A 22,713-nucleotide genomic window follows, 5' to 3' on the forward strand; every position below is an offset into this window, starting at 1 on the left:
CGATCATTCACTGGTAAGGGCCGTGACCGGGTCGAGCCGGGCAGCTTTGCGGGCCGGCATGAAGCCGAAGATGACGCCGGTGACCAGGGCGCAGCCGAAGGCCCCGAGAACGGCGATCAGGGAGAAGGCAACCGCCACTTCACTGAGGATCAGTACGCCACCGATCAGCAGGGCCAGGGCGATGCCGGTCAGGCCGCCGACCACCGAGAGCATCACCGCCTCGGTGAGGAACTGGCGCAGGATGTCGCGCTGGCGAGCGCCAGTGGCCATGCGGATACCGATCTCCCGGGTGCGTTCGCGCACGGTCATGAGCATGATGTTCATCACCCCGATGCCGCCCACCAGCAGTGAGATCGCGGCAATCGCGCCAAGCATCAATGACAGGGTGTTCTGGGTGCGGGCCTCGGCCTGGATCATCGCAGCGTTGTTGGTCAGTTCGAAATCGTGCTTGCCGTGGTGCAGGCGCAGCATCAGCTCGTTGATGGCTTGTTCGGCCTCCTTGACCTTGCGCGCATCGGCGGCGGCAATCGCCACGTATTCCGGGTTGCGACTGCCGAACAGGCGGGTGCTGGCGGCGGAGTAGGGTATGGCGATACGGTCGTCGCTGTCCTGGTCCCCGGAGGGCGCACCCTTGCCGGCCAGTACCCCGACCACCTGGAAGGGCACGTTCTCGATCAGGATGTATTGGCCGATAGGGTTGGCCACGTCCTTGAGCAGCTTTTCCCGGACCTTCTTGCCGATCACTGCGACGGCCGCGCCGGCATGCTCGTCCGCTTCACTGAAATAGCTGCCTTCGACCACCGGCCAGTTGAAGATGTGCGGGAAGTTGGTGTCGTTGCCGCCCACATAGCTCATGTGGTCGACGTTGCCGAAGCGCACCCCGGCTTCGGCGCCATTGACCGCCATGATGCGCTTGACCTGGGGCAGGGTGGCCAGGGCGGCCACGTCATCCAGGGTGATGACGCCCAGGGGCGCGCGGGGGTTGGGGGTGCGGCCACTGAGGTAAATGATGTTCGACCCGAACGCTCCCATCTGCGCCATCACCTGGCGCTTGCTGCCTTCACCCACGGCCAGCATCACCACCACCGAGGCTACGCCGATGACGATCCCCAGCAGGGTCAGGGCGGTGCGGAAGCGGTTGATCCACATCACGCGCCAGGCGGCCTGCACCGCATCCAGCAGTTCGCCTTTCCAGGCGCCGCTGGCGTCGCCGCCGTCGGCCAGGCGCTGGCGCAGGTCCACCGCTTGCAGGGCGCCGGGGTTGGTGCTGGTCTGTACCGACGGGTCCTGCTGGGCGGTGTCGCTGATGATTTCGCCGTCGCGGATTTCGATGATGCGCTTGGCCCGGGCCGCCACTTCGCGGTCGTGGGTGATGAGGATCACCACGTGACCCTGGCTGGCCAGTTCGTCCAGCAGGGTCATGACTTCGGCGCCACTGTGGCTGTCCAGGGCGCCGGTGGGTTCGTCGGCGAGGATGATGTGCCCACCGTTCATCAGTGCGCGGGCGATGGACACCCGTTGCTGCTGGCCGCCGGACAATTGATGCGGGCGGTTGCCGCTGCGGCTGGCCAGGCCCAGGCGCTGCAGCAGGGCGGCGGCGCGGGTGTGGCGTGCGGCGCCCGGGGTGCCGGCATAGATGGCCGGCATCTCGACGTTTTCCTGGGCTGAGGCCGAGGGGATCAGGTGGTAGCCCTGGAACACGAAGCCAAAGGCTTCGCGGCGCAGCCAGGCCAGTTCGTCGCTGTCGAGCTGGGCGACGTTCTCGCCGGCGAACCGGTACTCGCCGGAGGTGGGGCGGTCCAGGCAGCCGAGGATGTTCATCAGGGTCGATTTGCCGGAGCCCGAGGCGCCGACGATGGCGACGAATTCCCCGGCGTGGATCGACAGGTCGATGCCGCGCAGCACGTCGACTTGCGGGCTGTCGCCGCCACCGTAGGATTTGCGGATGTCTCTGAGGTCGATCAGCGGCGTTTGCATTCAACCCCCGCTGCTGTTGGCCGGGCCGATCAGCAGGTGCTCGCCCTCGTTCAAGCCATCCAGGACCTGGATGCGCAGGCGGTCGCTGATGCCGACCCGGACCTTGCGCTCGTCGATCGAGCCGTTCTTGGCCACCACCCGGGCAATCTGCCGGTCCGGCTCGCTGCTGCCCTGCAGGGCGGCGATGGGCGCGGTGAGGACATTTTTTGCCTGGCTGGCGACGAAGAACACTTGGGTGGTCATTTCCGCCATCAGCGCGTTGTCGGCGTTGTCCACGTCCAGCAGCACGGTGTACAGCACCACCCGGCCGCTGCCGCTCTTGCTGGTGCTGGCGGGGCTGCCACCGCCCTGGCTGGTTTCGTTGAGCGGCTTGGGCGGGATCGGCAGGATCTGGCGCACGGTGCTGGTCCAGCGCCGGTTGCCGCCGCTCAAGGTGGTGAAGTAGGCCTGCATGCCGGGTTTGACGTGGCCGATGTCGGCCTCCGAGACTTCGGCCCAGACGGTCATCGGCGAGAGCTTGGCGATGCGCAGGATCAGCGGCGTCTGCTGCTGGGCGTTGAGGGTCTGGCCTTCGCGGGCGTCCACCGCCACCACGGTGCCGGACATCGGTGCGTAGATGCGCGTATAGCCCAGCTCGGCTTGGTCGCTGCGCAGGCTGGCCTGGGCCTGGCGGATCTGCGCCTTGTACATGTCGATCCGCGCCTGGGTGGCCTTGAGTTCGGCCTGGGCGGTCTGCACGTCTTCTTCGCGGGTGGCGCCACCGGCGTTGAGATGCTGCTGGCGCTGGTATTTCTGTCGGGCCAACTGGTTCTGCGCGTATTGCTCCTGCAACTGCGCCTGCAGGTTCTCGATGGAAAAACGGCTGGCGTCGAGCTTGGCCTGCTGGGTGGCGGGGTCGATCTCCACCAGCAACTGGCCTTCCTTGACCGTGTCGCCGGCTTCGACGTGGATCTTGCGGATCTGCCCGGAGGCCTGGGCGCCGACATCCACATAGCGCCGCGGTTGCAGGGTGCCCAGGGCGGTGACGCTGCTCTCTATGTCGCCCCGGCTGACTTGCACCGTGGCGAGCTGGTCGCGTCCGGGGGGAATGAAGCTCCAGGCGCTGATGGCGACAACGGGAATCAAGCACAGCGCTGCCAGCAGGGCGCGCCGGGTATGTCGGGGACGTTTCATGCAGGGTTCCGGCCAGGGGGGAATCGGCCCGTCACAGCAGCCGGCCGCGGGGCTGGCGACCACCGCGGGAACGGCGAAGACGGGGAGCTGTCAGGTAAACGAGCGGCCACAGGGTGAATTTAACTGCCGACACATGGAGTTACAGCTGATGCCAGGCTGATAAATGAACCGCTGTGGCGCGCGCCACTTTAAATCTATATGAGAATTACTATAAATTACGCTGCCGCTAAACAGCCATCACCCATGCCCGGGTGCAAGTGGCCATTGCCGGCCTTGTTCAAGGACAGAATCGCCCCCGTGGGCGGTCGGGAGCCCAGTTGGAAAACTACTATCGCGAGCTGATGTGCTTCCTCAACGCCAAGCTGGGCAATCGCCAGGTGGCCGAGGACGTGGTGCACGACGCTTATGTGCGGGTCCTGGAGCGCTCCAGCGATACGCCCATCGAGCAGCCGCGGGCGTTTCTCTATCGCACGGCGCTGAACCTGGTGATCGACGGCCATCGGCGCAATGCCCTGCGCCAGTCCGAGCCCCTGGAAGTGCTGGACAACGAGGAGCGCTATTTCAACCCTTCACCGCAGACCAGCCTCGACCACGGCCAGCGCCTGGAGATGCTGCAGCGAGCCCTGGCGGAACTGCCGCGGCTGTGTCGCGAGAGTTTTCTGTTGCGCAAGCTCGAAGGCTTGTCCCATCCGCAGATCGCCGAGCAGTTGGGGATTTCCCGCAGTCTGGTGGAGAAGCACATCGTCAATGCCATGAAGCATTGCCGGGTGCGGTTGCGGCAGTGGGATGGCCATTGAGGCGTTGCCGCTGAGACGCATTTAGTTAAATTTTTTTTCATTGTCCTCGTCCCTACTCAACAGACGATCCGCTGTCCTGCATGGGCCAGTCGGGTCACCGTGACACTTTATCTCCCGCGTTGAGGCGGTTTATCCAGAGGACACTGGAAATGACACAGGCAATTGCATCGGCCCACGTTCATGATTTGATCGGTATCGGTTTCGGCCCCTCGAACCTGGCGCTGGCCATTGCGCTGGAAGAGCGCGGGCAGGAGCACGGTCCGCTGGATGCGCTGTTTCTCGACAAGCAGGCGGACTATCGCTGGCATGGCAACACCCTGGTGACCCAGAGCGAACTGCAGATTTCCTTCCTCAAGGACCTGGTGACCCTGCGCAATCCCACCAGCCCCTATTCCTTCGTCAACTACCTCAAGCATCACGGGCGCCTGGTGGACTTCATCAACCTGGGCACCTTCTATCCGTGCCGCATGGAGTTCAACGACTACCTGCGCTGGGTCGCCGGCCACTTCCAGGAGCACAGCCGCTACGGTGAAGAGGTGCTGGCCATCGAGCCGGTGTTGCACAACCAGCAGGTCGAGGCGTTGCGGGTGATCTCCCGGGATGCCCAGGGCGCCGAGCTGGTGCGCACCAGTCGTTCGGTAGTGGTCAGCGCTGGCGGCACGGCGCGGGTTCCAGAAACCTTCAAGGGGCTCAAGGACGACGCGCGGGTGTTCCACCATTCCCAGTATCTGCAGCGCATGGCCAGCCAGCCCTGTGTCAATGGCCAGCCGATGAGCATCGCGATCATTGGCGGCGGGCAGAGCGCGGCGGAAGCCTTCATCGACCTCAATGACAGTTTTCCCTCGGCGCAGGCCGACATCATCATGCGTGGCTCGGCCCTCAAGCCGGCAGATGACAGTCCGTTCGTCAACGAAGTGTTCGCCCCGGCCTTCACCGACCTGGTATTCCAGCAGACTCGCGACGAGCGCGAGCGTCTGGTCAACGAGTACCACAACACCAATTACTCGGTGGTGGACATCGACCTGATCGAGCGCATCTACGGCATTTTCTACCGGCAGAAAGTCTCCGGCGTTGCGCGCCACAGCTTGCGCACCATGACCACGGTGGAGAAGGCCACGGCCACGGACCTGGGCATCGAGCTGATCCTGCGCAACAACGCCACCGGCGAGCGCGAAGTGCGGCATTACGATGCCGTGGTCCTGGCGACCGGCTACGAGCGGCAGATGCATCGCCAACTGCTGGCACCGCTGCAGGAATACCTGGGCGACTTCGAAGTGGACCGCAACTATCGACTGATCACCGACGAACGCTGCCAGGCCGGCATCTATATGCAGGGCTTCAGCCAGGCCAGCCACGGCCTGAGCGATACCCTGCTGTCGGTGCTGCCGATCCGTGCCCAGGAGATCGCCGACTCGCTGTACGAACACGGCAAGAGCCGCGGCCACAGCCGTTCGCTACGGGACATGCTGCTGGCTACCGCCAGCTGATGGCGCGCCACTGCCGCCGCGTTGCGGCAGTGGCGGCCGCGGTCACAAAAACGTCATTTTCTGCCTGTTCCTGAACCTTGGCTGAAGAACTTTTCAATTCCCCGAGCCAGGGTTTTTCCCCGGTTTACTCTGCATAGGGCGCGGCGTAAGCTGCGCGCGTTTTCAACCATTGGAGGCCCAGTGTGGGTACTTGTTCGAGTGACAGGAGTCGGCCGGTCTTGAGTGCCGGCGCAGTCCCGGCAAGATAGCGCGCAGCCTTTTTCCTGCCGCTGTCTCGCCGTACAGCGAGAAGCGGCATCCCGATTGCGGTCCCTTTGTGGCTCGCTTCCCGACGTCCCTTCCTGATGACTCTGTTTTGCCCCCGGCCCGGCCTTGCGCCGCAGGGTGGTGGCATCGACGCGTGGGTCCTGCGACCTGCGGGCCAGCTGTGCGTGGGTGCTCGAAGCGCTCCGCCAGGTCCGGCCGTACCTGCCTGTGGTTGTCCTGTGTCGTCCTTGCGGGGGAGCCGTCATGGGTTACATCAGCCAGCGTCAACATCGCCAGCAACATCGTCCTTCACTCTCGGTGCGATTGCCCCGGGCGTGAGCCCTGTCCCGTGCCTTTGCCTACTACCCTGACTGTTCAGTTGCATCACTGACGCCCCCGTGCCGCTGGCCGGACGTCTGTGCAGGAGTCATCACCATGAAGCTCAGCCTGTTGAAAGAATTTTTCGCCGGATTTCTCCGTACCCGGCACTTTTCCCGGCATTTTCGCCGCCTGGCGCTGCTCGACAGTATCCGCGACGCCAGCGTCAGCCGCGAGGTGCCGCCGACCCTGGGGCAGACCCTGGTGGCCGCGGCCAACAGCGACGCCGCGCAACTGCTGGACCAGCTTGGCAGCCACACCGATGGCCTGAGCACCGAGGAGGCCGAAGCCCAGCGTGAGCGCTATGGCCTCAACGAGGTGGAGCACGAGCAGGCGCTGCCCTGGTGGACCCACCTGTGGCACTGCTACAAGAACCCCTTCAACCTGCTGCTGACCCTGCTGGCGGTGATCTCCTGGCTGACCGAGGACATGAAGGCGGCCACGGTGATTTTCTCCATGGTGGTGCTCTCGACCCTGCTGCGTTTCTGGCAGGAGGCCAAGTCGAACAAGGCCGCCGATGCCCTCAAGGCCATGGTCAGCAACACCGCCACGGTGATGCGTCCCGGCTCGGCGCCCCAGGCGGCGCCGATGCTCGGGCGTTTGCTGGGGGCCGCTGCCGAGGCCACGGGTGCCCAGCGCATCGAATTGCCGATCAAGCAACTGGTGCCCGGCGACCTGATCGTGCTCTCGGCCGGCGACATGATTCCTGCCGACTGCCGGGTGCTCAGCGCCAAGGACCTGTTCGTCAGCCAGGCGGCGATGACCGGTGAATCCATGCCGGTGGAGAAGTTCCCGCGCCAGCAGGACGCCGACACCAGCAACCCCCTGGATCTGGACAACATCCTGTTCATGGGCACCAACGTAGTCTCGGGCTCGGCCACCGCGGTGATCCTGACCACCGGCAACAGCACCTATTTCGGTGCCCTGGCCCTGCGGGTCAGCGCCACCGACCGCGCCCCGACTTCGTTCCAGAACGGGGTCAACAAGGTCAGCTGGCTGCTGATCCGCTTCATGTTCGTCATGGCGCCGCTGGTGCTGTTCATCAACGGCTTCACCAAGGGCGACTGGATGGAGGCGCTGCTGTTCGCGCTGTCGATCGCCGTCGGCCTGACCCCGGAAATGCTGCCGATGATCGTCACCTCGACCCTGGCCAAGGGCGCGGTGTTCCTCTCGCGCAAGAAGGTCATCGTCAAGCGCCTGGACGCGATCCAGAACTTCGGTGCCATGGACGTGCTGTGCACCGACAAGACCGGCACCCTGACCCAGGACAAGATCTTCCTCTCGCGGCACGTGGACGTCTGGGGCGAGGACTCCGACGACGTGCTGGAAATGGCCTACCTCAACAGCTACTACCAGACCGGGCTGAAGAACCTGCTGGACGTGGCGGTGCTGGAGCACGTCGAGGTGCACCGCGAACTCAAGGTGGCGACGGCGTTCCAGAAGGTCGATGAAATTCCCTTCGACTTCACCCGGCGGCGCATGTCGGTGGTGGTGGCGGAACAGGATCGGCCGCACCTGCTGATCTGCAAGGGGGCGGTGGAAGAAGTGCTGGCGGTATGCCGCAACGTGCGTCATGGCGAGGCTGAGGAAGCCTTGACCGACAGCCTGCTGGCGCGGATTCGCCAGGTCACCGCCGACCTCAACGAGGAGGGCCTGCGGGTGGTGGCGGTGGCGGCCCGGCCAATGCTCGAAGGGCGCGACACCTACAGCCTGGCGGACGAGCGCGAGCTGACCCTGATCGGCTACGTGGCGTTCCTCGATCCGCCCAAGGAAAGCACCGCGCCGGCCCTCAAGGCCCTGGCCGAGCATGGCGTGGCGGTCAAGGTGCTGACCGGCGACAACGAGCTGGTGACGGCCAAGATCTGCCGCGAAGTGGGCCTGGAGCAGCAGGGCCTGCTGATGGGCAACGACATCGAGCGCATGAGCGACGAGCAACTGGCCAAGGCGGTGGAAACCACCAACGTCTTCGCCAAGCTGACCCCGACCCACAAGGAGCGGATTGTCCGCCTGCTCAAGGCCAACGGCCACGTGGTGGGCTTCATGGGCGACGGGATCAACGACGCGCCGGCGCTGCGCACCGCCGACATCGGCATTTCGGTGGACAGCGCGGTGGACATCGCCAAGGAAGCGGCGGACATCATCCTGCTGGAAAAGAGCCTGATGGTACTGGAAGAGGGCGTGCTGGAAGGGCGCCGCACCTTCGCCAACATGCTCAAGTACATCAAGATGACCGCCAGCTCGAACTTCGGCAACGTGTTCTCGGTACTGGTGGCCAGCGCCTTCATCCCGTTCCTGCCGATGCTGCCCATGCACCTGCTGGTACAGAACCTGCTCTATGACATTTCGCAGATCGCCATCCCTTTCGACAACGTCGACGAGGACATGCTCAAGCAACCCCAGCGCTGGCAGCCGGCGGATGTCGGGCGCTTCATGGTGTTCTTCGGGCCGATCAGCTCGATCTTCGACATCACCACCTTTGCCTTGATGTGGTACGTGTTCGACGCCAACACCCCGGACCACCAGACCCTGTTCCAGTCCGGCTGGTTCGTGGTGGGGCTGCTGACCCAGACCCTGATCGTGCACATGATCCGCACGCCGAAGATTCCGTTCCTGCAGAGCCGCGCGGCCACGCCGTTGCTGGTGATGACCGGGATCATCATGGCGGTGGGGATTTTCCTGCCGATGGGCCCTTTGGCGTGTTGGTGCTGATGGAAAATTGACCCACCCTGCCGATTGAAATTTGACCCAGGGCGGATTGCTGATTTCTATATCAGCAACTGTGGATAAGTCTATCAGCGCAGCTGCTTTAAAATCCCTTCCTTTCGATCGCCCCAAGTGGCGACTGAAGACCTGCCACATGTCGTCATGCAGCAGGCCATCCTTTCCCTAAAATCAAAACGGTTCGTCGTCCACCGGCTTCTGATCGTCCTTGCGTTTTCGCTCCCGTGATTTGATCTTTGCCTGAGCCGCCAAGCTGCTGTGTTGCAGGCGGTAGGACTCGTTGCCCGTTTCGACGATGTGGCAGTGGTGCGTAAGCCGATCCAGCAGGGCGGTGGTCATCTTGGCGTCGCCGAGCACGCGCGACCATTCTGCGAAGCTCAGGTTGGTCGTGATCACGACGCTGGTGTGCTCGTACAGCTTGGACAGCAGGTGAAAAAGCAGAGCACCGCCAGCCTGACTGAATGGCAAGTAACCCAGCTCATCGAGGATGACCAAGTCCATGCGCAGCAGTGCTTGGGCGATGCGCCCGGCTTTACCGTCATGCTTCTCGCGCTCCAGCAGATTGACCAGGTCAACCGTGGAGTAGAAGCGCACGCGCTTGCCGTGCAGAGTGATGCCGGACACGGCTAGCGCGGTGGCCAGGTGGGTCTTGCCGGTGCCCGGCCCGCCGATGAGTACCACGTTCTGTGCCGTGTCGGTGAAGGCCAGGCTGGCCAGTTCCCTGATCAGCCGTGCGTCGGCGCTGGAGGCGCTGAAGTCGAAGCCAGCCAGGTCACGGTGCATGGGCAGCTTGGCCATGTTCATTTGATGGCTCACCGAGCGCATGGCGCGATCCGCATGCTCCTGTTGCAGCAGGTGTTCGAGCAACCATTTCGAGGAGGCTAGGGCCGACTCACCCTGCGCCGTCAAGTCCGCCCAAGCATTGGCCATGCCGTGCAGGCGCAGCTCTTTGAGTTCTGCCATGAGATCACGCATGACGGATCTCCTCGACGCTGCCGCGTAAACGGTCGTAGCGCGCCGTGTTCGCGACAGGCGCTTCCTTGAGCTGCAAGTGAGTCTCGACGGAGGGCGGTGGCTCGGTCGCTGTCAGCCGCGCCACGACATTCAAGACGTGTTCGGCGCTCAGGGTGCCGGCTTCGAGTACCAGTTCAACGGCCACCAATACGGCATCGAGTCCGGCGACGGGTACGGCAGCCAGGACTTGCGCCATGATCCGGTCACCGCCGGCATGACGTGTCAGGCCGTGTTTGAGTTGCCGCAGTGGTGTTGGTAGATCCGCAAAAGGAGCGCCATTGCGCAGTGCGCCCGGCTTGCGCTCGATCAGCGGGATGTAGTGCTGCCAGTCATAGTTGACCTGGTCGCGATCCAGCAAGCGCGCGTGGCTGGCAATCAATACGTCATCAGCTACCACCTCGATCCGCGTCGGATACAGGCGGCAACTGAGCCACTTGCCGGCGTACTCACAGGGTACCGAGTAGCGGTTTCGTCCCATGCTGACCAGGCAGGTGCTGGAAACCCGCGCCGCACGCTCGACGTAACCGTCGAAGGGCGCGGGCATGGGCATCATTTCGGCCCGCTCCAACTCCAACACCTCAGCCACGCTCAGCCCGCTGTATTGCGGGTGCGGAAGCTCGCTCCAGAGTGCGCGGCAGCGCTGCCCGAGCCAGGCATTGAGTTCCTCGAAGGAGTGGAATTGACGGTCTTGGGCGTCCAGCCAGATACGCCTGCGACTGTCCTGCACGTTCTTTTCGACGATGCCCTTTTCCCAACCTGAGGCAACGTTGCAGAAATCCGGATCGAACAGGTAGTGCGCGCACATCACCGCGAAGCGCGCATTCACCGTGCGGCCTTTGCCCTTGTTGACCTTGTCGACGGCCGTCTTCATGTTGTCGTAAATGCCTCGGCGTGGCACGCCGCCTAAGGCGCTGAACGAGCGCGTATGCGCGTCGAACAGCATCTCGTGACCTTGGCTCGGATAAGCCACCAGCCAGAAGGCACGGCTCGCGCACAGCTTCAGGTGCGACACCTGCATGCGCCGGTAAATGCCGCCGATCAGCAAGCCTTCCTCGCTCCAGTCAAACTGAAACGCCTCGCCAAGGGCAAAGGTCAACGGCACAAAGGCGTGCGCTGCCTTGCCCTGATCCCCGCGCCAGGCACGGACAAACGCGGTGAGCTGGCTGTAGCCACCGTCATAACCCTCGGCTTTGATTTGTGCCAGCAGCGCCTTGGCACTGCGCCGTTGTTGCTTGGGACGCAGCGAGTCGGCTTTAAGCGCCTGCTCCAGCGTGCCGTGAAACGGACTCAGCTTGTTGAAAATGGCCCGGCGCAGGTACACCGGCTGCTTGGCTTCCGGCGCTCTGACCCACTTGCGAATGGTGTTGCGCGCCAATCCGGTGCGCTTGGCTATCTCATGCAACGACAGCTTGTCGCGGAAATACATCCGCCGAATTTTGCCCATCATTTCCATACTGATCACCCTGTGTTCTCCTGCTCATAAATTGAGCAGGAGCAGTTGAGCACCTGGGTCAGTTTTCGATCGGCAGAACAGCCTCTACTGGGTCAGTTTTCGGTCAGCGGCAACACCCTTTGGCGCACTACTTCAAGCTACAGGCGCTGCCGTCGCTGTACTTCGTGTTCCTGCCGTTGATCCTGCTGGCCTACATGATCCTGACCCAGGCGGTGAAGGGCTTCTACGTGCGCCGCTTCGGCTGGCAATAGCGGAGTAGTGGCAAGCTTTGAGCGGCAAGCGGCAAGTTTCGAGTGTGCGGCGTATTGCTTGTAACTTGTTGCTTGTAGCTTGCCGCTAGTCACCAAGAGGATCTTTTCCATGCAGGCCCTGCACAACATCAACCTGGACTCGCTGATCGACACCCTGGTCAGCCTCAGCGCGGCCTTCATCCTCGGTGGCCTGATCGGTTTCGAACGCCAGTACCGCCAGCGCACTGCGGGCTTGCGCACCAATGTGCTGGTGGCGGTGGGCGCGGCGATTTTCGTCGACATGGCCAACCGCCTGGGGGGAGCCGACGGCGCGGTGCGGGTGGTGGCCTACGTGGTGTCGGGCATCGGCTTTCTCGGGGCCGGGGTGATCATGCGCGAGGAGGGCAACGTCCGCGGTCTGAACACCGCCGCCACCCTCTGGGCTTCGGCGGCGGTGGGTGCCTGCGCCGGTGCCGACCTGATCCTCGAAGCGTTGTTGGGCACCCTGTTCGTGCTGGCCGCCAATACCCTGCTGCGGCCCATCGTCAACAACATCAACCGCCAGCCGCTGGACGTGATCTCCGCCGAGGTCACCAACATCGTCTATGTGATTGCCCAGCGTTCGAAGCAGAAGGCGGTGTTCGCCCTGCTGGAAGCCGAGCTGGAACGCAGCAACTACCCGGCCAGCGATGTCGACGTGCACGCTTTTGGCAACGATGAAGTGGAGATCGAGGCGACCCTGGCCACCACCTCGGTGGACGGTGAGGAGCTGGATGCGCTGGTGGCGCGGCTGTCCACCTCGGCCCTGGTGCAGCAGGCGTTCTGGAGCCCGAGCACCACCGAGTGAGCGTGGCCCGCTGATGGCGATTGGGTGGTCTTGCTCGGTTCTCAGAGAGGTGTGCAGGTTTCCAGGAAAAGCCTTACATCAAAACAAGACTGTGCCCGTCTGCAAAAAAACGGGTGGCGATCTAAGGTGGTGGACGACTTTTTTCAGAGATGGCGATCGGATCTGTGTGACAGCTGACTTGTCCGAAAAATATGGCGGCAAGCGCATTCTGGGTGTGGTTTTCAGATTAATCCTAGAGAAAACCCTCCGACACTTCCTTAGCCTTCCACCGATCTAGGAGGAAAGGCCGGCAGTCGCCGGTCGTAGTCTCAAAAGCAGGATCCAGAAATGTCCAATAGAGCGCTGCGCATACTCATTGCCGATGATCAACATTTTCATCGGATGCAGATCGAACGAACCTTGAATCAACTCAATTACTACCGCATTGCCCCCGTGCACACACTGGAGGAGCTGCTTTCGCTGGTGGAGTACTCCTGCGATCCGTTTGATCTGCTGATCATCAACGGCACCCTGGCGACCCACAGCGGTTTCGATCTGCTGGACTTCTGCCTGGACAATCCCCAGCTCGGTCACGCCCTGATCTATGACAGCCAGCGCTTTCCACCCATCCCCAGCAGCCTGCGGCACCGGATCCAGGCCAGCCGCGCCGAGTTGCCGGACAGCGAGGCGATCCGGCGGCTGATGCAGCAGATCGATCCGCCGGTGTTCAGGAGCCCCAGGTCGGGCATTCAGTGGCTGCCGGAACTGCAGCACGGTGGCTGGCGCGCTAGCGCCAATTGATTGAATCGCGCTCTATGCAAAACGGCATCCCCAGGGATGCCGTTTTACGTTGCGCTGCGGGCAAGGCGTCGCCGATGGAGCCGGCGTCGGTTCAGGCCATGTCGCTGTGGCTGAACTCCTCGCCGAGAAAGTCGATCAGGCTGCGCACCGAAGGCAGCAGGCCGCGGCGCGAGGGGAAGATCGCATGCACGATCCCGCAGCGCGGCGCCCAGCCGGGCACCAGTTCCTGCAGGCGTCCGGCGTCCAGGTCTTCACGGACCACCACCTTGGGCAGGTGGACGATACCGATGCCCGCCAGCACCGCATGCCGCAACGCCAGCAGATCGTCGGTGACCATCCGCGGCCGGTGGCGAATCAACGCCTCGGCGCCGTTGGGCCCCAGCAGTTGCCATTGGTAATCCCGTTGTGCCGCTCCCCAGTGCAGGCTGGGCAGGCCGCTGAGATCGGCCGGTGTCGTCGGGCTCGGCAGACGCTGGAGAAAATCCGGATGCCCCACCAGGCACTGGGTGCTGTTGCCCAGTACCTTCATCACCAGGTCGGTATTTTCCAGGGGCGGGAAACGCACCCGCAGGGCAATGTCGAAACCTTCGTGGATCAAGTCGACCCGGCGGTTGGTGCTCTCGATGAACAGCTCCACCAGGGGGTACTTGAGCATGAAGCGGGTGAGCATCGGCCCGACCCAGGAATTGAGCAGGGCCGTGGGGCAGGCCACCCGCACCAGCCCCTGGGGTTCGGAGCGGTTGCGCTCAATGACCTCCGCCGCGCCCTCGGCTTCCACCCGCATGGCCAGGCAGCGCTGGTAGTACTCCTGGCCGATTTCGGTCAGCGAACAGTGGCGGCTGGTGCGTTGGATCAGGCGCACGCCCAGGCGCTCCTCCAACTGGGCGATCCGCCGGCTGAGCTTGGACTTGGGCATGTCCAGGGCCCGTCCGGCGGCGGCGAATCCGCGGTGCTCCACCACCTGGGTGAAGTAGTAGAGGGTGTTCAGGTCTTCCAAGATCGTTCTCCAGATAGAACGCTAAGGGCGATTTTCGCAGTCTAGCGCGGCAAAGGTCTGAGTTTTAAGGTGTGCCCATCAGAAAGTTCTGGAGGGCGACATGAAAAACATCATTGGCATCTACACCGCTCCCCGGCCCCATTGGGTCGGTGACGGCTTCCCGGTTCGCACCCTGTTTTCCTACGACAACCTGGGCCAGCACATCAGCCCGTTCCTGCTGCTGGATCACGCCGGGCCGGCGCAGTTCAGCCCTACCAGCGCCCGCCGTGGTGTCGGCGAGCACCCTCATCGCGGTTTCGAAACCGTGACCATCGTCTACGACGGTGAAGTGGAACACCGCGACTCCACCGGCAGCGGCGGCAAGATCGGTCCCGGCGACGTGCAGTGGATGACCGCGGCCTCGGGGATCCTCCACGAAGAGTTCCATTCCGCCGACTTCGCCCGGCGTGGCGGCAACCTGGAAATGGTCCAGCTGTGGGTCAACCTGCCGGCCAAGGACAAGCTCGCGGCCCCCGGTTACCAGACCATCGTCGCGGCGGATATTGCGCAGATCCCGCTACCGGGCAATGCCGGCAGCCTGCGCCTGATCGCTGGCGAGTTCGACGGCCAGCGCGGCCCGGCCCGGACCTTCACCCCGATCGACGTCTGGGACATCCGCCTGCAAGCCGGCAAGCACCTGGAACTGCCCCTGCATTCGGGACGTAACACGGCCTTGGTAGTGTTGCGCGGCACCTTGCAGGTCAATGGCCGGGAGCGGGTGGAGCAAGGACAACTGGCGCTGCTGGAGCGCGACGGCGACCTGATCAGCCTGGAGGCCGGCAACGACGCCATTGTGCTGTTGCTCAGCGGCGAGCCCATCGACGAACCCATCGTCGGCCACGGCCCGTTCGTGATGAACAGCGAGGAGGAGATTCATCAGGCCTTCGTCGATTTTCAATCCGGACGCTTCGGCCGGATGGACGCAAACGGTCAATGACCGGCTGCGCTGGCGCGGCTGGCAACGCTAACTAGGCTTTGTCAGTTGCGCGCAACACCCCGACGCCCACCGTTACCCCGGTGGGGCGTGCCACGGGTTTCATTCAAGCCGGGTCTTCCGGCATCGATCATTAGCGAGGAGTTCACATGACCACTGCATACAAGCGTCTGGACAAGGATAACGCCGCCGTTCTGCTGGTAGACCACCAGGCCGGCCTGCTGTCGCTGGTCCGCGATATCGAGCCCGATCGTTTCAAGAACAACGTGCTGGCCCTGGCCGACCTGGCCAAGTACTTCAAGCTGCCGACCATCCTCACCACCAGTTTCGAAACCGGCCCCAACGGCCCGCTGGTGCCGGAGCTCAAGGCGCTGTTTCCCGAGGCGCCGTACATTGCCCGCCCTGGTCAGATCAATGCCTGGGACAACGAAGACTTCGTCAAGGCAATCAAGGCCACCGGCAAGAAGCAACTGATCATTGCCGGGGTGGTGACCGAGGTGTGCGTGGCATTCCCGGCGCTCTCGGCCCTGGAAGAAGGTTTTGAGGTCTTTGTGGTCACCGACGCTTCCGGCACTTTCAATGCCCTGACCCGTGACTCGGCCTGGAACCGCATGTCCAATGCCGGCGCGCAACTGATGACCTGGTTCGGCCTGGCCTGCGAGCTGCATCGCGACTGGCGCAACGACGTCGAGGGCCTGGCGACCCTGTTCTCCAACCACATCCCCGACTACCGCAACCTGATGACCAGCTACAACACCCTGACCCAGGGCAAGTAACCGAGCGGTCCGCAGCAGGCGCCAAGGCCCGAAGGGGCCTTGGCGTCGTTGTGCGCGTTGCGTGCCTGCTATCGCTTCGCAGCCACCGGCAACGGCGACAGGTTTGTGGCCAGGGCCTTCAGCGTCCGCAAGCGCCCCCCTATACTGGCTCCTGTCAAATTCGTGCGACCTTGCCGTTCCCGTCTTGCCGGAGTATCCCGATGTCTTCCCTGTTCAGCGATCACCCGTTGTTGGCCGCGCTGTTCCTGCTGTTGCTGGATGTAGTGCTCTGGCGCCTGATCGGCAGCCGCGGCGATTACTGGAAGCTGGCGGTGCGGGTGCTGATCTTTTCCCTCTACAGCCTGATGCTGTTCAACCAGAGCATGAACCCGATGCAGGTCGCGCCCTGGCCCGACGACGTGCCCCTGCACCTGGCCGCCACCGGCCTGCAAATCGGTTGGTGGCTGTTCGGCGCCCGGACCCTGACGGTGTTGCTCGGCACCCTGATGATGCAGCGGGTCGGGCATAGCGGGCGGCTGTTGCAGGACCTGATGGGCGCGGTGATCTTCCTGATTGCCATCATCGCCGCCCTGGCCTATGTCCTGGACTTGCCGGTCAAGGGCGTGCTGGCCACCTCCGGCGCCCTGGCGATCATCGTCGGCCTGGCGTTGCAGAGCACCCTCAGCGATCTGTTTTCCGGAATTGTCCTCAACACCACCAAGCCCTATCAGATCGATGACTGGATCGCCATCGACGGCACCGAGGGGCGGGTGCTGGATATCGATTGGCGCGCCACCCGGCTGCAGACCTCCCAGGGCAGCATGGTGGTGATTCCCAACTCCCTGGCCTCCAAGGCCAAGATCACCAACTTCAGCCGCCCCAGCGATATCTACGGTTTATCCATCAGCGTCCAGGTCAGCCCCCATGCCCGCCCGCAGAAAGTCATCGAGGCCCTGGAGCGAGCCATGCTCGGCTGCCGTTTCCTGCTCGGCACCCCGGCCCCCGGCGTGGCCTTGAAAAGCTCCGGCAGCGATGGCGCAGAATACGAGATCAGCGGTTTTGTCGCCACCATGGGCCAGAAGCGCGAAGTGCGTAACCAGCTGTTCGACCTGGCGTTCCGGCATTTGCAGGCCAGTGGCATCAGCCTGCTGTCCACGGGCGAGAGCAGCCAGGCGCCGGCCTTGTCGCGGCCCCGGGCACTGCTGGACGCGTCGAGCATCTTTTCCACCCTGCGCCCGGAAGAAAAGGACACCTTCAGCCAGAACATGCACCTGCAGACCTTCCGCGCGGGTGAAATCATCCTCGCCACCGGCGCCGTCAGCGACCACCTGTTCATCATCGAGTCCGGCGTGGTGACGGTGACCATGCAACGTGACGGCAAGCCCTTCGAGGCCGGGCGCATGGGCCCGGGCGAAGTGATTGGCGAAGCCGGAGTGGTGGCCGAACAGGCCACGGTGGCGCAGTTTTCCGCCAAGACCTTCTGCAGCCTGTACCGCATCGACAATGAGTTCCTCAAGCCTTGCCTGGACGCGCGCCACGACATCAACGAGGCGATGAAGAACCTTCTGGATTTTCGTCGGCACATCGCGCAGAGCCTGGCCCAGGCGAGCCCCAAGCCGGTGGCCAAGAAAGGCTTCCTGCAATGGTTGCGCAGCCGCGCCTGAGGCCCTGGCGGCGCTCGGCGATCCGCTGCCGGGCCGCCGAGGCCGCGTGACAACCGCCGAACGCAACGCCTTCGATTGCTTCAGCGTTTGCGCGGTGCCGGCAAAGCATGGGCGCCCGCGCCGTCGTATCGTCCAATGGCCCTTGCAACCGAGGCTGATCGAGCCGCCCCCGGAGTGAGGCGCCCCGGTCCTAGCGCAAATACGCCCGCGGCGTGGTGCCGGTCATGGCCTTGAAGAAGGCGATGAAAATGCTGTCGCTGGCAAAGCCCAGCTCGAAGGCGGTGTAGCCGATGCTGCGGCCAGTGGCGAGCAGCTCGATGGCCCGCATCAGGCGCCACTGCTGGCGCCATTGCTGATAGCTCAGGCCGGTTTCGCGCTGGAAGATTCGGCCGATGGTGCGGCTGCTGGCGCCGACCCGGGTGGCCAGCACGTGCAATGGCGGCGGCAGTGACTGCAGGTCCGCCAGCAAGGGTTGCAGGCGCTTGTCCCGGGGCAGGGGCAACGACAGCGGCTGGCGCAGGGCCAGGCGGATTTCCTCGATGCACAGGCCTAGCAGGTGCGGGTAGCGGCCCTGGCTCCAGTCGCAGTCGAAGGCGGCCTGGGCCATGGGTTCCAGCACCGCCCGAAGCAGCGGGCTGACCTCGATCACCGCCACCTCCCCGGGCAGTTGCGGGCTCAACTCGGGGCAGAAGTACAGCGAGCGGTAATCCACGCTCTGCTGCATTTGTGCACGGTGCGTCACCCCGGCGGGAATCCACGCCGCCCGCGACGGCGGTAGCAGGCACACGCGGTCGGCCAGGGTGATCCGGGTGCAGCCCTGGCGGGTGTACAGCAGTTGCCCGCGGCGGTGCCGGTGCAGGCCGGAGTCGTGATCGCCGAGGGTCGCGGCGATGCCGATCAGCGGCGCGCTGAAGCGATCCGGGTCGAACTGTGCCTGTGGTTCTAGCCAGGCCATGGTTGACGCATTTCCGATAGTTATTGGCAGGGTTGCGATAATACGCCAGGCGTCGCTGCCTAGAATCGTCGGCAGTTTTTTTGCCGAGCCCTGCCTGATGAATAACCGTTTCCTGTTGCCCCTGGCCCTGGCCCTGCTGATGTTCCCGCAGATCGCCCAGACCCTCTACAGCCCGGCCCTGAGCGATATCGGCCAGGCCTTTGGCGTGGCACCCGGGCAAGCGGCCCAGAGCCTTTCATTGTTTGTCCTGGGCTTTGCCCCGGGGGTGCTGCTGTGGGGCCGCCTGAGTGATCGCTGGGGCCGGCGCCCGGCCTTGCTGGGGGGGCTGGCGCTGTATGCCCTGGCTCTGGTGCTGGAGCTGCAGGTGCGGAGTTTCAGCGCGCTGTTGCTGTGCCAGGCCCTGGCGGCCCTGGGCGCGGCGGCGGGCTCGGTGGTGACCCAGACCCTGCTGCGCGACCTGCTTCGCGGCAGCGAGCTGGTGCGGGTGTTTTCCCTGGTGGGCATGTTGCTGGCGGCGAGCCCGGCCATTGGCCTGTTCAGTGGTTCCGCCCTGGTGCAGGCCTGGGGTTATCGGGGCGCCCTGGGCGCTTTGTTGCTGCTGGCCCTGGCCTTGCTTGGCTGGTGCGCCCGGGCCTTGCCGGAAACCCGCCCGCCGACCCAGCCCCTGGCGCCCCTGTTCGCGACCCTGTGGCAAATGCTCGGCGACCCGGGCATCTGGCGTTCGGCGCTGCTGGTGGCGCTGTTCAACATTGCCTTGCTCAGCTACTACAGCCTCGGGCCGTTCCTGTTCCGCGAGCTGGGGCAGGGCGTGCAGTGGTTCGGCTACAGCGGCGCGCTGCTGGCCCTGGGGGCGGGCCTGGGGGCCTGGCTCAATCGGCGCCTGCTGGCTCGGGGCTGGTCCGCGCGGCGCTTGCTGGTGGTGGCGGCGCTCAGCGTTTTGCTGGGCGCGGGCGGGGTCCAGGCCTTGCAGCACAGCCTGTGGCTGGTGTTGCCGATGTTCGGCGTGGTGCTCGGCTTCGGCCTGGCGATACCGAATATCCTCGGTTCGGCGCTGGCCGCCTACGGTGATCGGCTGGGCAGCGCCGGGGCCTGGTTCGGACTGCTTTACTACCTGCTGATCGGCGCTGGCCTGCTGCTGGTGGCCTGGGCCCAGGCCCTGGCTGCGAGCCTGGCGATATGTGGTGCCGCGGCCTTGATGCTGGTGCTGTGGCGCGTCGCCGGGCGTGGCTGACAGGGTCGGGCAGGGCAGGACGCGAACGGGTCAATGGCCGATTGCTTGATCATGATCAAGCCTCCGTTGGCGCAATCCGCGCAGCCTGTCGGAAGATTTGCGCCGCCACGCAGAACCTTTCCCGGTACTGGAGGACTTGAACATGGCCAAGATGAAAGCAGCGATTTTCGTCGAAAAGAACCGCATCGTGCTGGACGACAAGGACATCCCCGAAATCGGCCCGCTGGACGCCCTGGTGCGCATCACCACCACCACGATCTGCGGCACCGACGTGCACATCCTGCGCGGTGAATACCCGGTGGCCAAGGGCCTGACCATCGGTCACGAGCCGGTCGGCGTGATCGAGCGCCTGGGCTCCCAGGTCCGCGGTTTCCATGAGGGCCAGCGGGTGATCGCCGGGGCCATCACCCCCAGCGGCCAGAGCTATGCCTGCCTGTGTGGCTGCGGCTCCCAGGACGGTCCGGACACCCGCCACGGCTTCCGTGCCACCGGCGGCTGGAAGTTCGGCAACACCATCGACGGTTGCCAGGCCGAATACGTGCGGGTGCCGGACGCCCTGGCCAACCTGTGCCCGATCCCCGACGGCCTGAGCGACGAAGCAGTGCTGATGTGCCCGGACATCATGTCCACCGGTTTCTCCGGGGCCGAGCGCGCCGAGGTCAATATCGGCGACAGCGTGGCGGTGTTCGCCCTGGGGCCCATCGGCCTGTGCGCGGTGGCCGGGGCCCGGCTCAAGGGCGCCACCACCATCATTGGCGTCGACACCGTGGCCGCGCGCCTGAGCGTGGCGCGCGGGTTGGGTGCGACCCACGTGGTGGACTTCAAGCAGGGCGACGTGGTCAAGCAGATCATGGACCTTACCGACGGTCGCGGGGTTGATGTGGCGATCGAGGCCCTGGGCACCCAGGGCACCTTCGAATCGGCGCTGCGGGTGCTGCGTCCGGGGGGCAAGCTGTCGAGCCTGGGGGTCTACTCCAGCGACCTGCGCATCCCCGTCGATGCCTACGCCGCCGGGCTTGGCGACCTGAGCATCCTCAGCACCCTGTGCCCCGGTGGCAAGGAGCGCATGCGCCGGCTGATGGCGGTGGTCGCCAGCGGCCAGGTCGACCTCAAGCCGCTGGTCACTCACCGCTTCAAGCTCGATGACATCGAAGCCGCCTATGAGCTGTTCGCCAGCCAGCGCGACGGCGTGATGAAGATCGCCATCACGCCATGACCCGCGCACCGGGTGGCCTTGATGCATATCAAGGCGCCCGGTCGCGTCAGCCTCGACACTCTGCTCATTACCGTCCAAGGAGGTTCACCATGAGCCAGTACCAGCGCCTGTTGCTGATTGCCGACCCCCAGCAGCACCAATCTCCCGCAGCCCGCCGCGCCGCCGCCCTGGCCCAGGCCAGTGGCGCCGCGCTGCATGCCCTGGTGTTCGTCGAACCGCCGGCGCGCACCTACCTGTGGGAAGAGCACCTGGAAGACAGCGAACGCCAGGCCTACCTGCAGCGCCATGAGCGCTGGTTGCAGGTGGAAGCCGAGTGGATGCGCGAGCAGGGCGTTGAGGTCACCACCCAGGTGATCTGGAGCACCCAGGTGCTCAAGGACATGCTGGCCTACATCGACGAGTTCCAGCCCGACCTGCTGATCAAGGACGTGACCCTGGAGTCGGCCCTCAAGCGGGTCTTCGTCACCCCGCTGGACTGCCACCTGCTGCGCGAGGCGCCGGTGCCGGTGCACCTGGTCAACGACGCTCCGCACAAACTGCCCCGGCGCATCGTCGCCGCCGTCGACCCGGCTCAGTCCGACACCCAGATCAGCGGCCTCAACGGCCTGATCATCCGGGCCGCCAACGCCCTGGCCCTGCAATGCGATGCCCAACTGCACCTGCTGTATGCCTACGACCTGATGCCGATGCTCGACGGCGTGGCGCCGGTGGCCTCCACCGCCTGGAGCGTCAATTGCCTGGACGAGCTGCGCGAATCCCTGCACAAGGAGTTCGAACGCCTGGGCGATGAATACAACGTGCCCCAGGAATTTCGCCACTTCATCATGGGCCCGCCGGTGCCGGGCATCGCCCAGTTCGTCGACGAATACCTGGTGGACGTGGTGGTCATGGGCACCGTGCACCGCACGGGTTTTGGCCGGCTGATCGGCAGCACCACCGAGCGTGCCTTGTACTCGATGCCGGGCAGCATTTTGGCGGTGAAAGGCGGCGCAGCTTGCTGAACAGAGGGGAGGTGGCTGCGCCGAAGAGGCATTGGTGCATGTGGCGCTGCTGCTCAAATGCGCCGAAGAGGTCTGCGATGACATCACCCAGCAGGGCAGCGGCCTGGAGCGCGGGCTGATCTGGCCCATGGCGCATTCGGTGGAGATGGCCCGTGCGGTGCTGGAGGAGACCGGCCGGTTGTAGGAGCCGGCTTGCCGGCGAAGAGGCCCGCAAGGCATGCGTCGCCTGGGCCGACGCCTTCGCTGGCAAGCCAGCTCCTACGGAGGGCCAACTGCCACACACTCGCTGTAGGAGCCGGCTTGCCGGCGAAGAGGCCCGCAAGGCATGCATCGCCTGGGCTGACGCCTTCGCTGGCAAGCCAGCTCCTACGGAGGACCAACAGCCACACACTCGCTGTAGGAGCCGGCTTGCCGGCGAAGAGGCCCGCAAGGCATGCGTCGCCTGGGCTGACGCCTTCGCTGGCGAGCCAGCTCCTACGGAGGACCAACAGCCACACACTCGCTGTAGGAGCCGGCTTGCCGGCGAAGAGGTCCGCAAGGCTTGCATCGCCTGGGCTGACGCCTTCGCTGGCAAGCCAGCTCCTACGGAGGACCAACTGCCACACACTCGCTGTAGGAGCCGGCTTGCCGGCGAAGAGGCCCGCAAGGCATGCATCGCCTGGGCTGACGCCTTCGCTGGCAAGCCAGCTCCTACGGGGCAGGCCGGCCGCAAGGCCGCCGTTGCGCGTGATCTGTGTGCACCCGCACTTTAGTTCTGGTCCGATCCTCCGCCTTTCGGGCCTCGGCTATAAAGTTCGCCACAACCCACCGCTGGCGGT

Annotated in this window: 18 protein-coding genes and 1 pseudogene; 13 read left to right on the top strand and 6 right to left on the bottom strand. The window is 64.5% G+C overall.

Annotated elements, in window-relative coordinates; translation table 11 throughout:
• Nucleotides 1–3: 3 nt before the first annotated feature.
• Nucleotides 4–1,977, bottom strand: a complete 1,974-nt coding sequence (locus tag BLV47_RS09485) for a MacB family efflux pump subunit (protein WP_092312552.1) — start codon at nt 1,975–1,977, stop codon at nt 4–6.
• Nucleotides 1,978–3,150: an efflux RND transporter periplasmic adaptor subunit gene (locus BLV47_RS09490; protein ID WP_092312555.1), complete on the bottom strand. Its 1,173-nt coding sequence runs from the start codon at nt 3,148–3,150 to the stop codon at nt 1,978–1,980. It abuts the gene before it with no gap.
• A gap of 317 nt (nt 3,151–3,467) precedes the next feature.
• Between BLV47_RS09490 and BLV47_RS09495 the strand changes: the two genes are divergently transcribed.
• The 3 genes from BLV47_RS09495 (at nt 3,468) to mgtA (ending at nt 8,767) form a co-directional block, all read left to right on the top strand.
• Entirely contained in the window at nt 3,468–3,947 is a 480-nt protein-coding gene (locus tag BLV47_RS09495; protein ID WP_092312558.1) for a sigma-70 family RNA polymerase sigma factor, read from the top strand.
• A 149-nt stretch (nt 3,948–4,096) separates the two neighbouring features.
• Complete coding sequence (locus tag BLV47_RS09500) at nt 4,097–5,434, top strand: lysine N(6)-hydroxylase/L-ornithine N(5)-oxygenase family protein (protein ID WP_092312561.1); 1,338 nt, start codon at nt 4,097–4,099, stop codon at nt 5,432–5,434.
• A 681-nt stretch (nt 5,435–6,115) separates the two neighbouring features.
• Nucleotides 6,116–8,767 (top strand): magnesium-translocating P-type ATPase, encoded by a 2,652-nt coding sequence (gene mgtA, locus BLV47_RS09505; RefSeq protein ID WP_425272144.1) that lies wholly within the window; start codon nt 6,116–6,118, stop codon nt 8,765–8,767.
• A 183-nt stretch (nt 8,768–8,950) separates the two neighbouring features.
• Here mgtA and istB read toward each other — a convergent pair whose 3' ends face one another.
• Both istB and istA read right to left on the bottom strand, forming a co-directional pair.
• On the bottom strand, nt 8,951–9,754 hold the full coding sequence (gene istB / locus BLV47_RS09510; RefSeq protein ID WP_003117254.1) for an IS21-like element ISPst3 family helper ATPase IstB: 804 nt from the start codon (nt 9,752–9,754) through the stop codon (nt 8,951–8,953).
• Nucleotides 9,747–11,246, bottom strand: coding sequence for an IS21 family transposase (istA, locus tag BLV47_RS09515; protein ID WP_126543471.1), 1,500 nt, complete (start codon nt 11,244–11,246; stop codon nt 9,747–9,749). The genes istB and istA overlap by 8 nt, the downstream gene beginning before the upstream one ends.
• A 119-nt stretch (nt 11,247–11,365) precedes the next feature.
• Between istA and BLV47_RS36710 the strand changes: the two genes are divergently transcribed.
• The 3 genes from BLV47_RS36710 (at nt 11,366) to BLV47_RS09525 (ending at nt 13,103) form a co-directional block, all read left to right on the top strand.
• Complete coding sequence (locus tag BLV47_RS36710; protein WP_279626571.1) at nt 11,366–11,497, top strand: hypothetical protein; 132 nt, start codon at nt 11,366–11,368, stop codon at nt 11,495–11,497.
• A 109-nt stretch (nt 11,498–11,606) separates the two neighbouring features.
• A complete protein-coding gene (locus tag BLV47_RS09520; RefSeq protein ID WP_092312564.1) occupies nt 11,607–12,323 on the top strand; it encodes an MgtC/SapB family protein in 717 nt (238 codons plus the stop codon).
• A 327-nt stretch (nt 12,324–12,650) separates the two neighbouring features.
• On the top strand, nt 12,651–13,103 hold the full coding sequence (locus BLV47_RS09525; RefSeq protein ID WP_092312567.1) for an ANTAR domain-containing protein: 453 nt from the start codon (nt 12,651–12,653) through the stop codon (nt 13,101–13,103).
• A 91-nt stretch (nt 13,104–13,194) separates the two neighbouring features.
• Here the strand turns inward: BLV47_RS09525 and BLV47_RS09530 are convergent, their stop codons facing one another.
• Entirely contained in the window at nt 13,195–14,103 is a 909-nt protein-coding gene (locus tag BLV47_RS09530; protein WP_092312570.1) for a LysR family transcriptional regulator, read from the bottom strand.
• Nucleotides 14,104–14,200: 97 nt separating this feature from the next.
• Here BLV47_RS09530 and BLV47_RS09535 point away from each other — a divergent pair, with 97 nt between their 5' ends.
• From BLV47_RS09535 to BLV47_RS09545, 3 genes are all read left to right on the top strand, one after another.
• A complete protein-coding gene (locus BLV47_RS09535) occupies nt 14,201–15,076 on the top strand; it encodes a pirin family protein (RefSeq protein ID WP_092312573.1) in 876 nt (291 codons plus the stop codon).
• Between the two features lie 146 nt (nt 15,077–15,222).
• Nucleotides 15,223–15,849 carry an isochorismate family cysteine hydrolase YcaC gene (gene ycaC / locus BLV47_RS09540; RefSeq protein ID WP_092312576.1) on the top strand — a complete coding sequence of 209 codons (627 nt, stop codon included), beginning with the start codon at nt 15,223–15,225 and terminating at the stop codon, nt 15,847–15,849.
• A 200-nt stretch (nt 15,850–16,049) separates the two neighbouring features.
• Complete coding sequence (locus BLV47_RS09545) at nt 16,050–17,492, top strand: mechanosensitive ion channel family protein (RefSeq protein ID WP_092312579.1); 1,443 nt, start codon at nt 16,050–16,052, stop codon at nt 17,490–17,492.
• 190 nt (nt 17,493–17,682) lie between these two features.
• Here BLV47_RS09545 and BLV47_RS09550 read toward each other — a convergent pair whose 3' ends face one another.
• Nucleotides 17,683–18,447, bottom strand: a complete 765-nt coding sequence (locus BLV47_RS09550) for an AraC family transcriptional regulator (protein WP_092312582.1) — start codon at nt 18,445–18,447, stop codon at nt 17,683–17,685.
• Nucleotides 18,448–18,544: 97 nt separating this feature from the next.
• Between BLV47_RS09550 and BLV47_RS09555 the strand changes: the two genes are divergently transcribed.
• From BLV47_RS09555 to BLV47_RS36115, 4 genes and pseudogenes are all read left to right on the top strand, one after another.
• Nucleotides 18,545–19,678, top strand: a complete 1,134-nt coding sequence (locus BLV47_RS09555) for an MFS transporter (protein ID WP_092312585.1) — start codon at nt 18,545–18,547, stop codon at nt 19,676–19,678.
• Between the two features lie 142 nt (nt 19,679–19,820).
• Nucleotides 19,821–20,894: an NAD(P)-dependent alcohol dehydrogenase gene (locus tag BLV47_RS09560; protein ID WP_092312588.1), complete on the top strand. Its 1,074-nt coding sequence runs from the start codon at nt 19,821–19,823 to the stop codon at nt 20,892–20,894.
• Nucleotides 20,895–20,983: 89 nt separating this feature from the next.
• Nucleotides 20,984–21,895 carry a universal stress protein gene (locus tag BLV47_RS09565; protein WP_092312591.1) on the top strand — a complete coding sequence of 304 codons (912 nt, stop codon included), beginning with the start codon at nt 20,984–20,986 and terminating at the stop codon, nt 21,893–21,895.
• Nucleotides 21,896–21,899: 4 nt separating this feature from the next.
• Nucleotides 21,900–22,079, top strand: a pseudogene (locus tag BLV47_RS36115) (hypothetical protein); the annotation flags it as partial.
• Nucleotides 22,080–22,713 lie beyond the last annotated feature (634 nt).

The sequence above is a fragment of the Pseudomonas saponiphila genome, assembly GCF_900105185.1.
Lineage (GTDB): Bacteria > Pseudomonadota > Gammaproteobacteria > Pseudomonadales > Pseudomonadaceae > Aquipseudomonas > Aquipseudomonas saponiphila.

Excerpts from the sequence above, each read along its gene's own strand:
- BLV47_RS09485 (WP_092312552.1), bottom strand. The coding sequence starts at position 1,977 with ATGCAAACGCCGCTGATCGACCTCAGAGACATCCGCAAATCCTACGGT.
- BLV47_RS09490 (WP_092312555.1), bottom strand. The coding sequence starts at position 3,150 with ATGAAACGTCCCCGACATACCCGGCGCGCCCTGCTGGCAGCGCTGTGC.
- BLV47_RS09500 (WP_092312561.1), top strand. The coding sequence starts at position 4,097 with ATGACACAGGCAATTGCATCGGCCCACGTTCATGATTTGATCGGTATC.
- mgtA (WP_425272144.1), top strand. The coding sequence starts at position 6,116 with ATGAAGCTCAGCCTGTTGAAAGAATTTTTCGCCGGATTTCTCCGTACC.
- istB (WP_003117254.1), bottom strand. The coding sequence starts at position 9,754 with ATGCGTGATCTCATGGCAGAACTCAAAGAGCTGCGCCTGCACGGCATG.
- istA (WP_126543471.1), bottom strand. The coding sequence starts at position 11,246 with ATGGAAATGATGGGCAAAATTCGGCGGATGTATTTCCGCGACAAGCTG.
- BLV47_RS09520 (WP_092312564.1), top strand. The coding sequence starts at position 11,607 with ATGCAGGCCCTGCACAACATCAACCTGGACTCGCTGATCGACACCCTG.
- BLV47_RS09525 (WP_092312567.1), top strand. The coding sequence starts at position 12,651 with ATGTCCAATAGAGCGCTGCGCATACTCATTGCCGATGATCAACATTTT.
- BLV47_RS09535 (WP_092312573.1), top strand. The coding sequence starts at position 14,201 with ATGAAAAACATCATTGGCATCTACACCGCTCCCCGGCCCCATTGGGTC.
- ycaC (WP_092312576.1), top strand. The coding sequence starts at position 15,223 with ATGACCACTGCATACAAGCGTCTGGACAAGGATAACGCCGCCGTTCTG.
- BLV47_RS09545 (WP_092312579.1), top strand. The coding sequence starts at position 16,050 with ATGTCTTCCCTGTTCAGCGATCACCCGTTGTTGGCCGCGCTGTTCCTG.
- BLV47_RS09550 (WP_092312582.1), bottom strand. The coding sequence starts at position 18,447 with ATGGCCTGGCTAGAACCACAGGCACAGTTCGACCCGGATCGCTTCAGC.
- BLV47_RS09555 (WP_092312585.1), top strand. The coding sequence starts at position 18,545 with ATGAATAACCGTTTCCTGTTGCCCCTGGCCCTGGCCCTGCTGATGTTC.
- BLV47_RS09560 (WP_092312588.1), top strand. The coding sequence starts at position 19,821 with ATGGCCAAGATGAAAGCAGCGATTTTCGTCGAAAAGAACCGCATCGTG.
- BLV47_RS09565 (WP_092312591.1), top strand. The coding sequence starts at position 20,984 with ATGAGCCAGTACCAGCGCCTGTTGCTGATTGCCGACCCCCAGCAGCAC.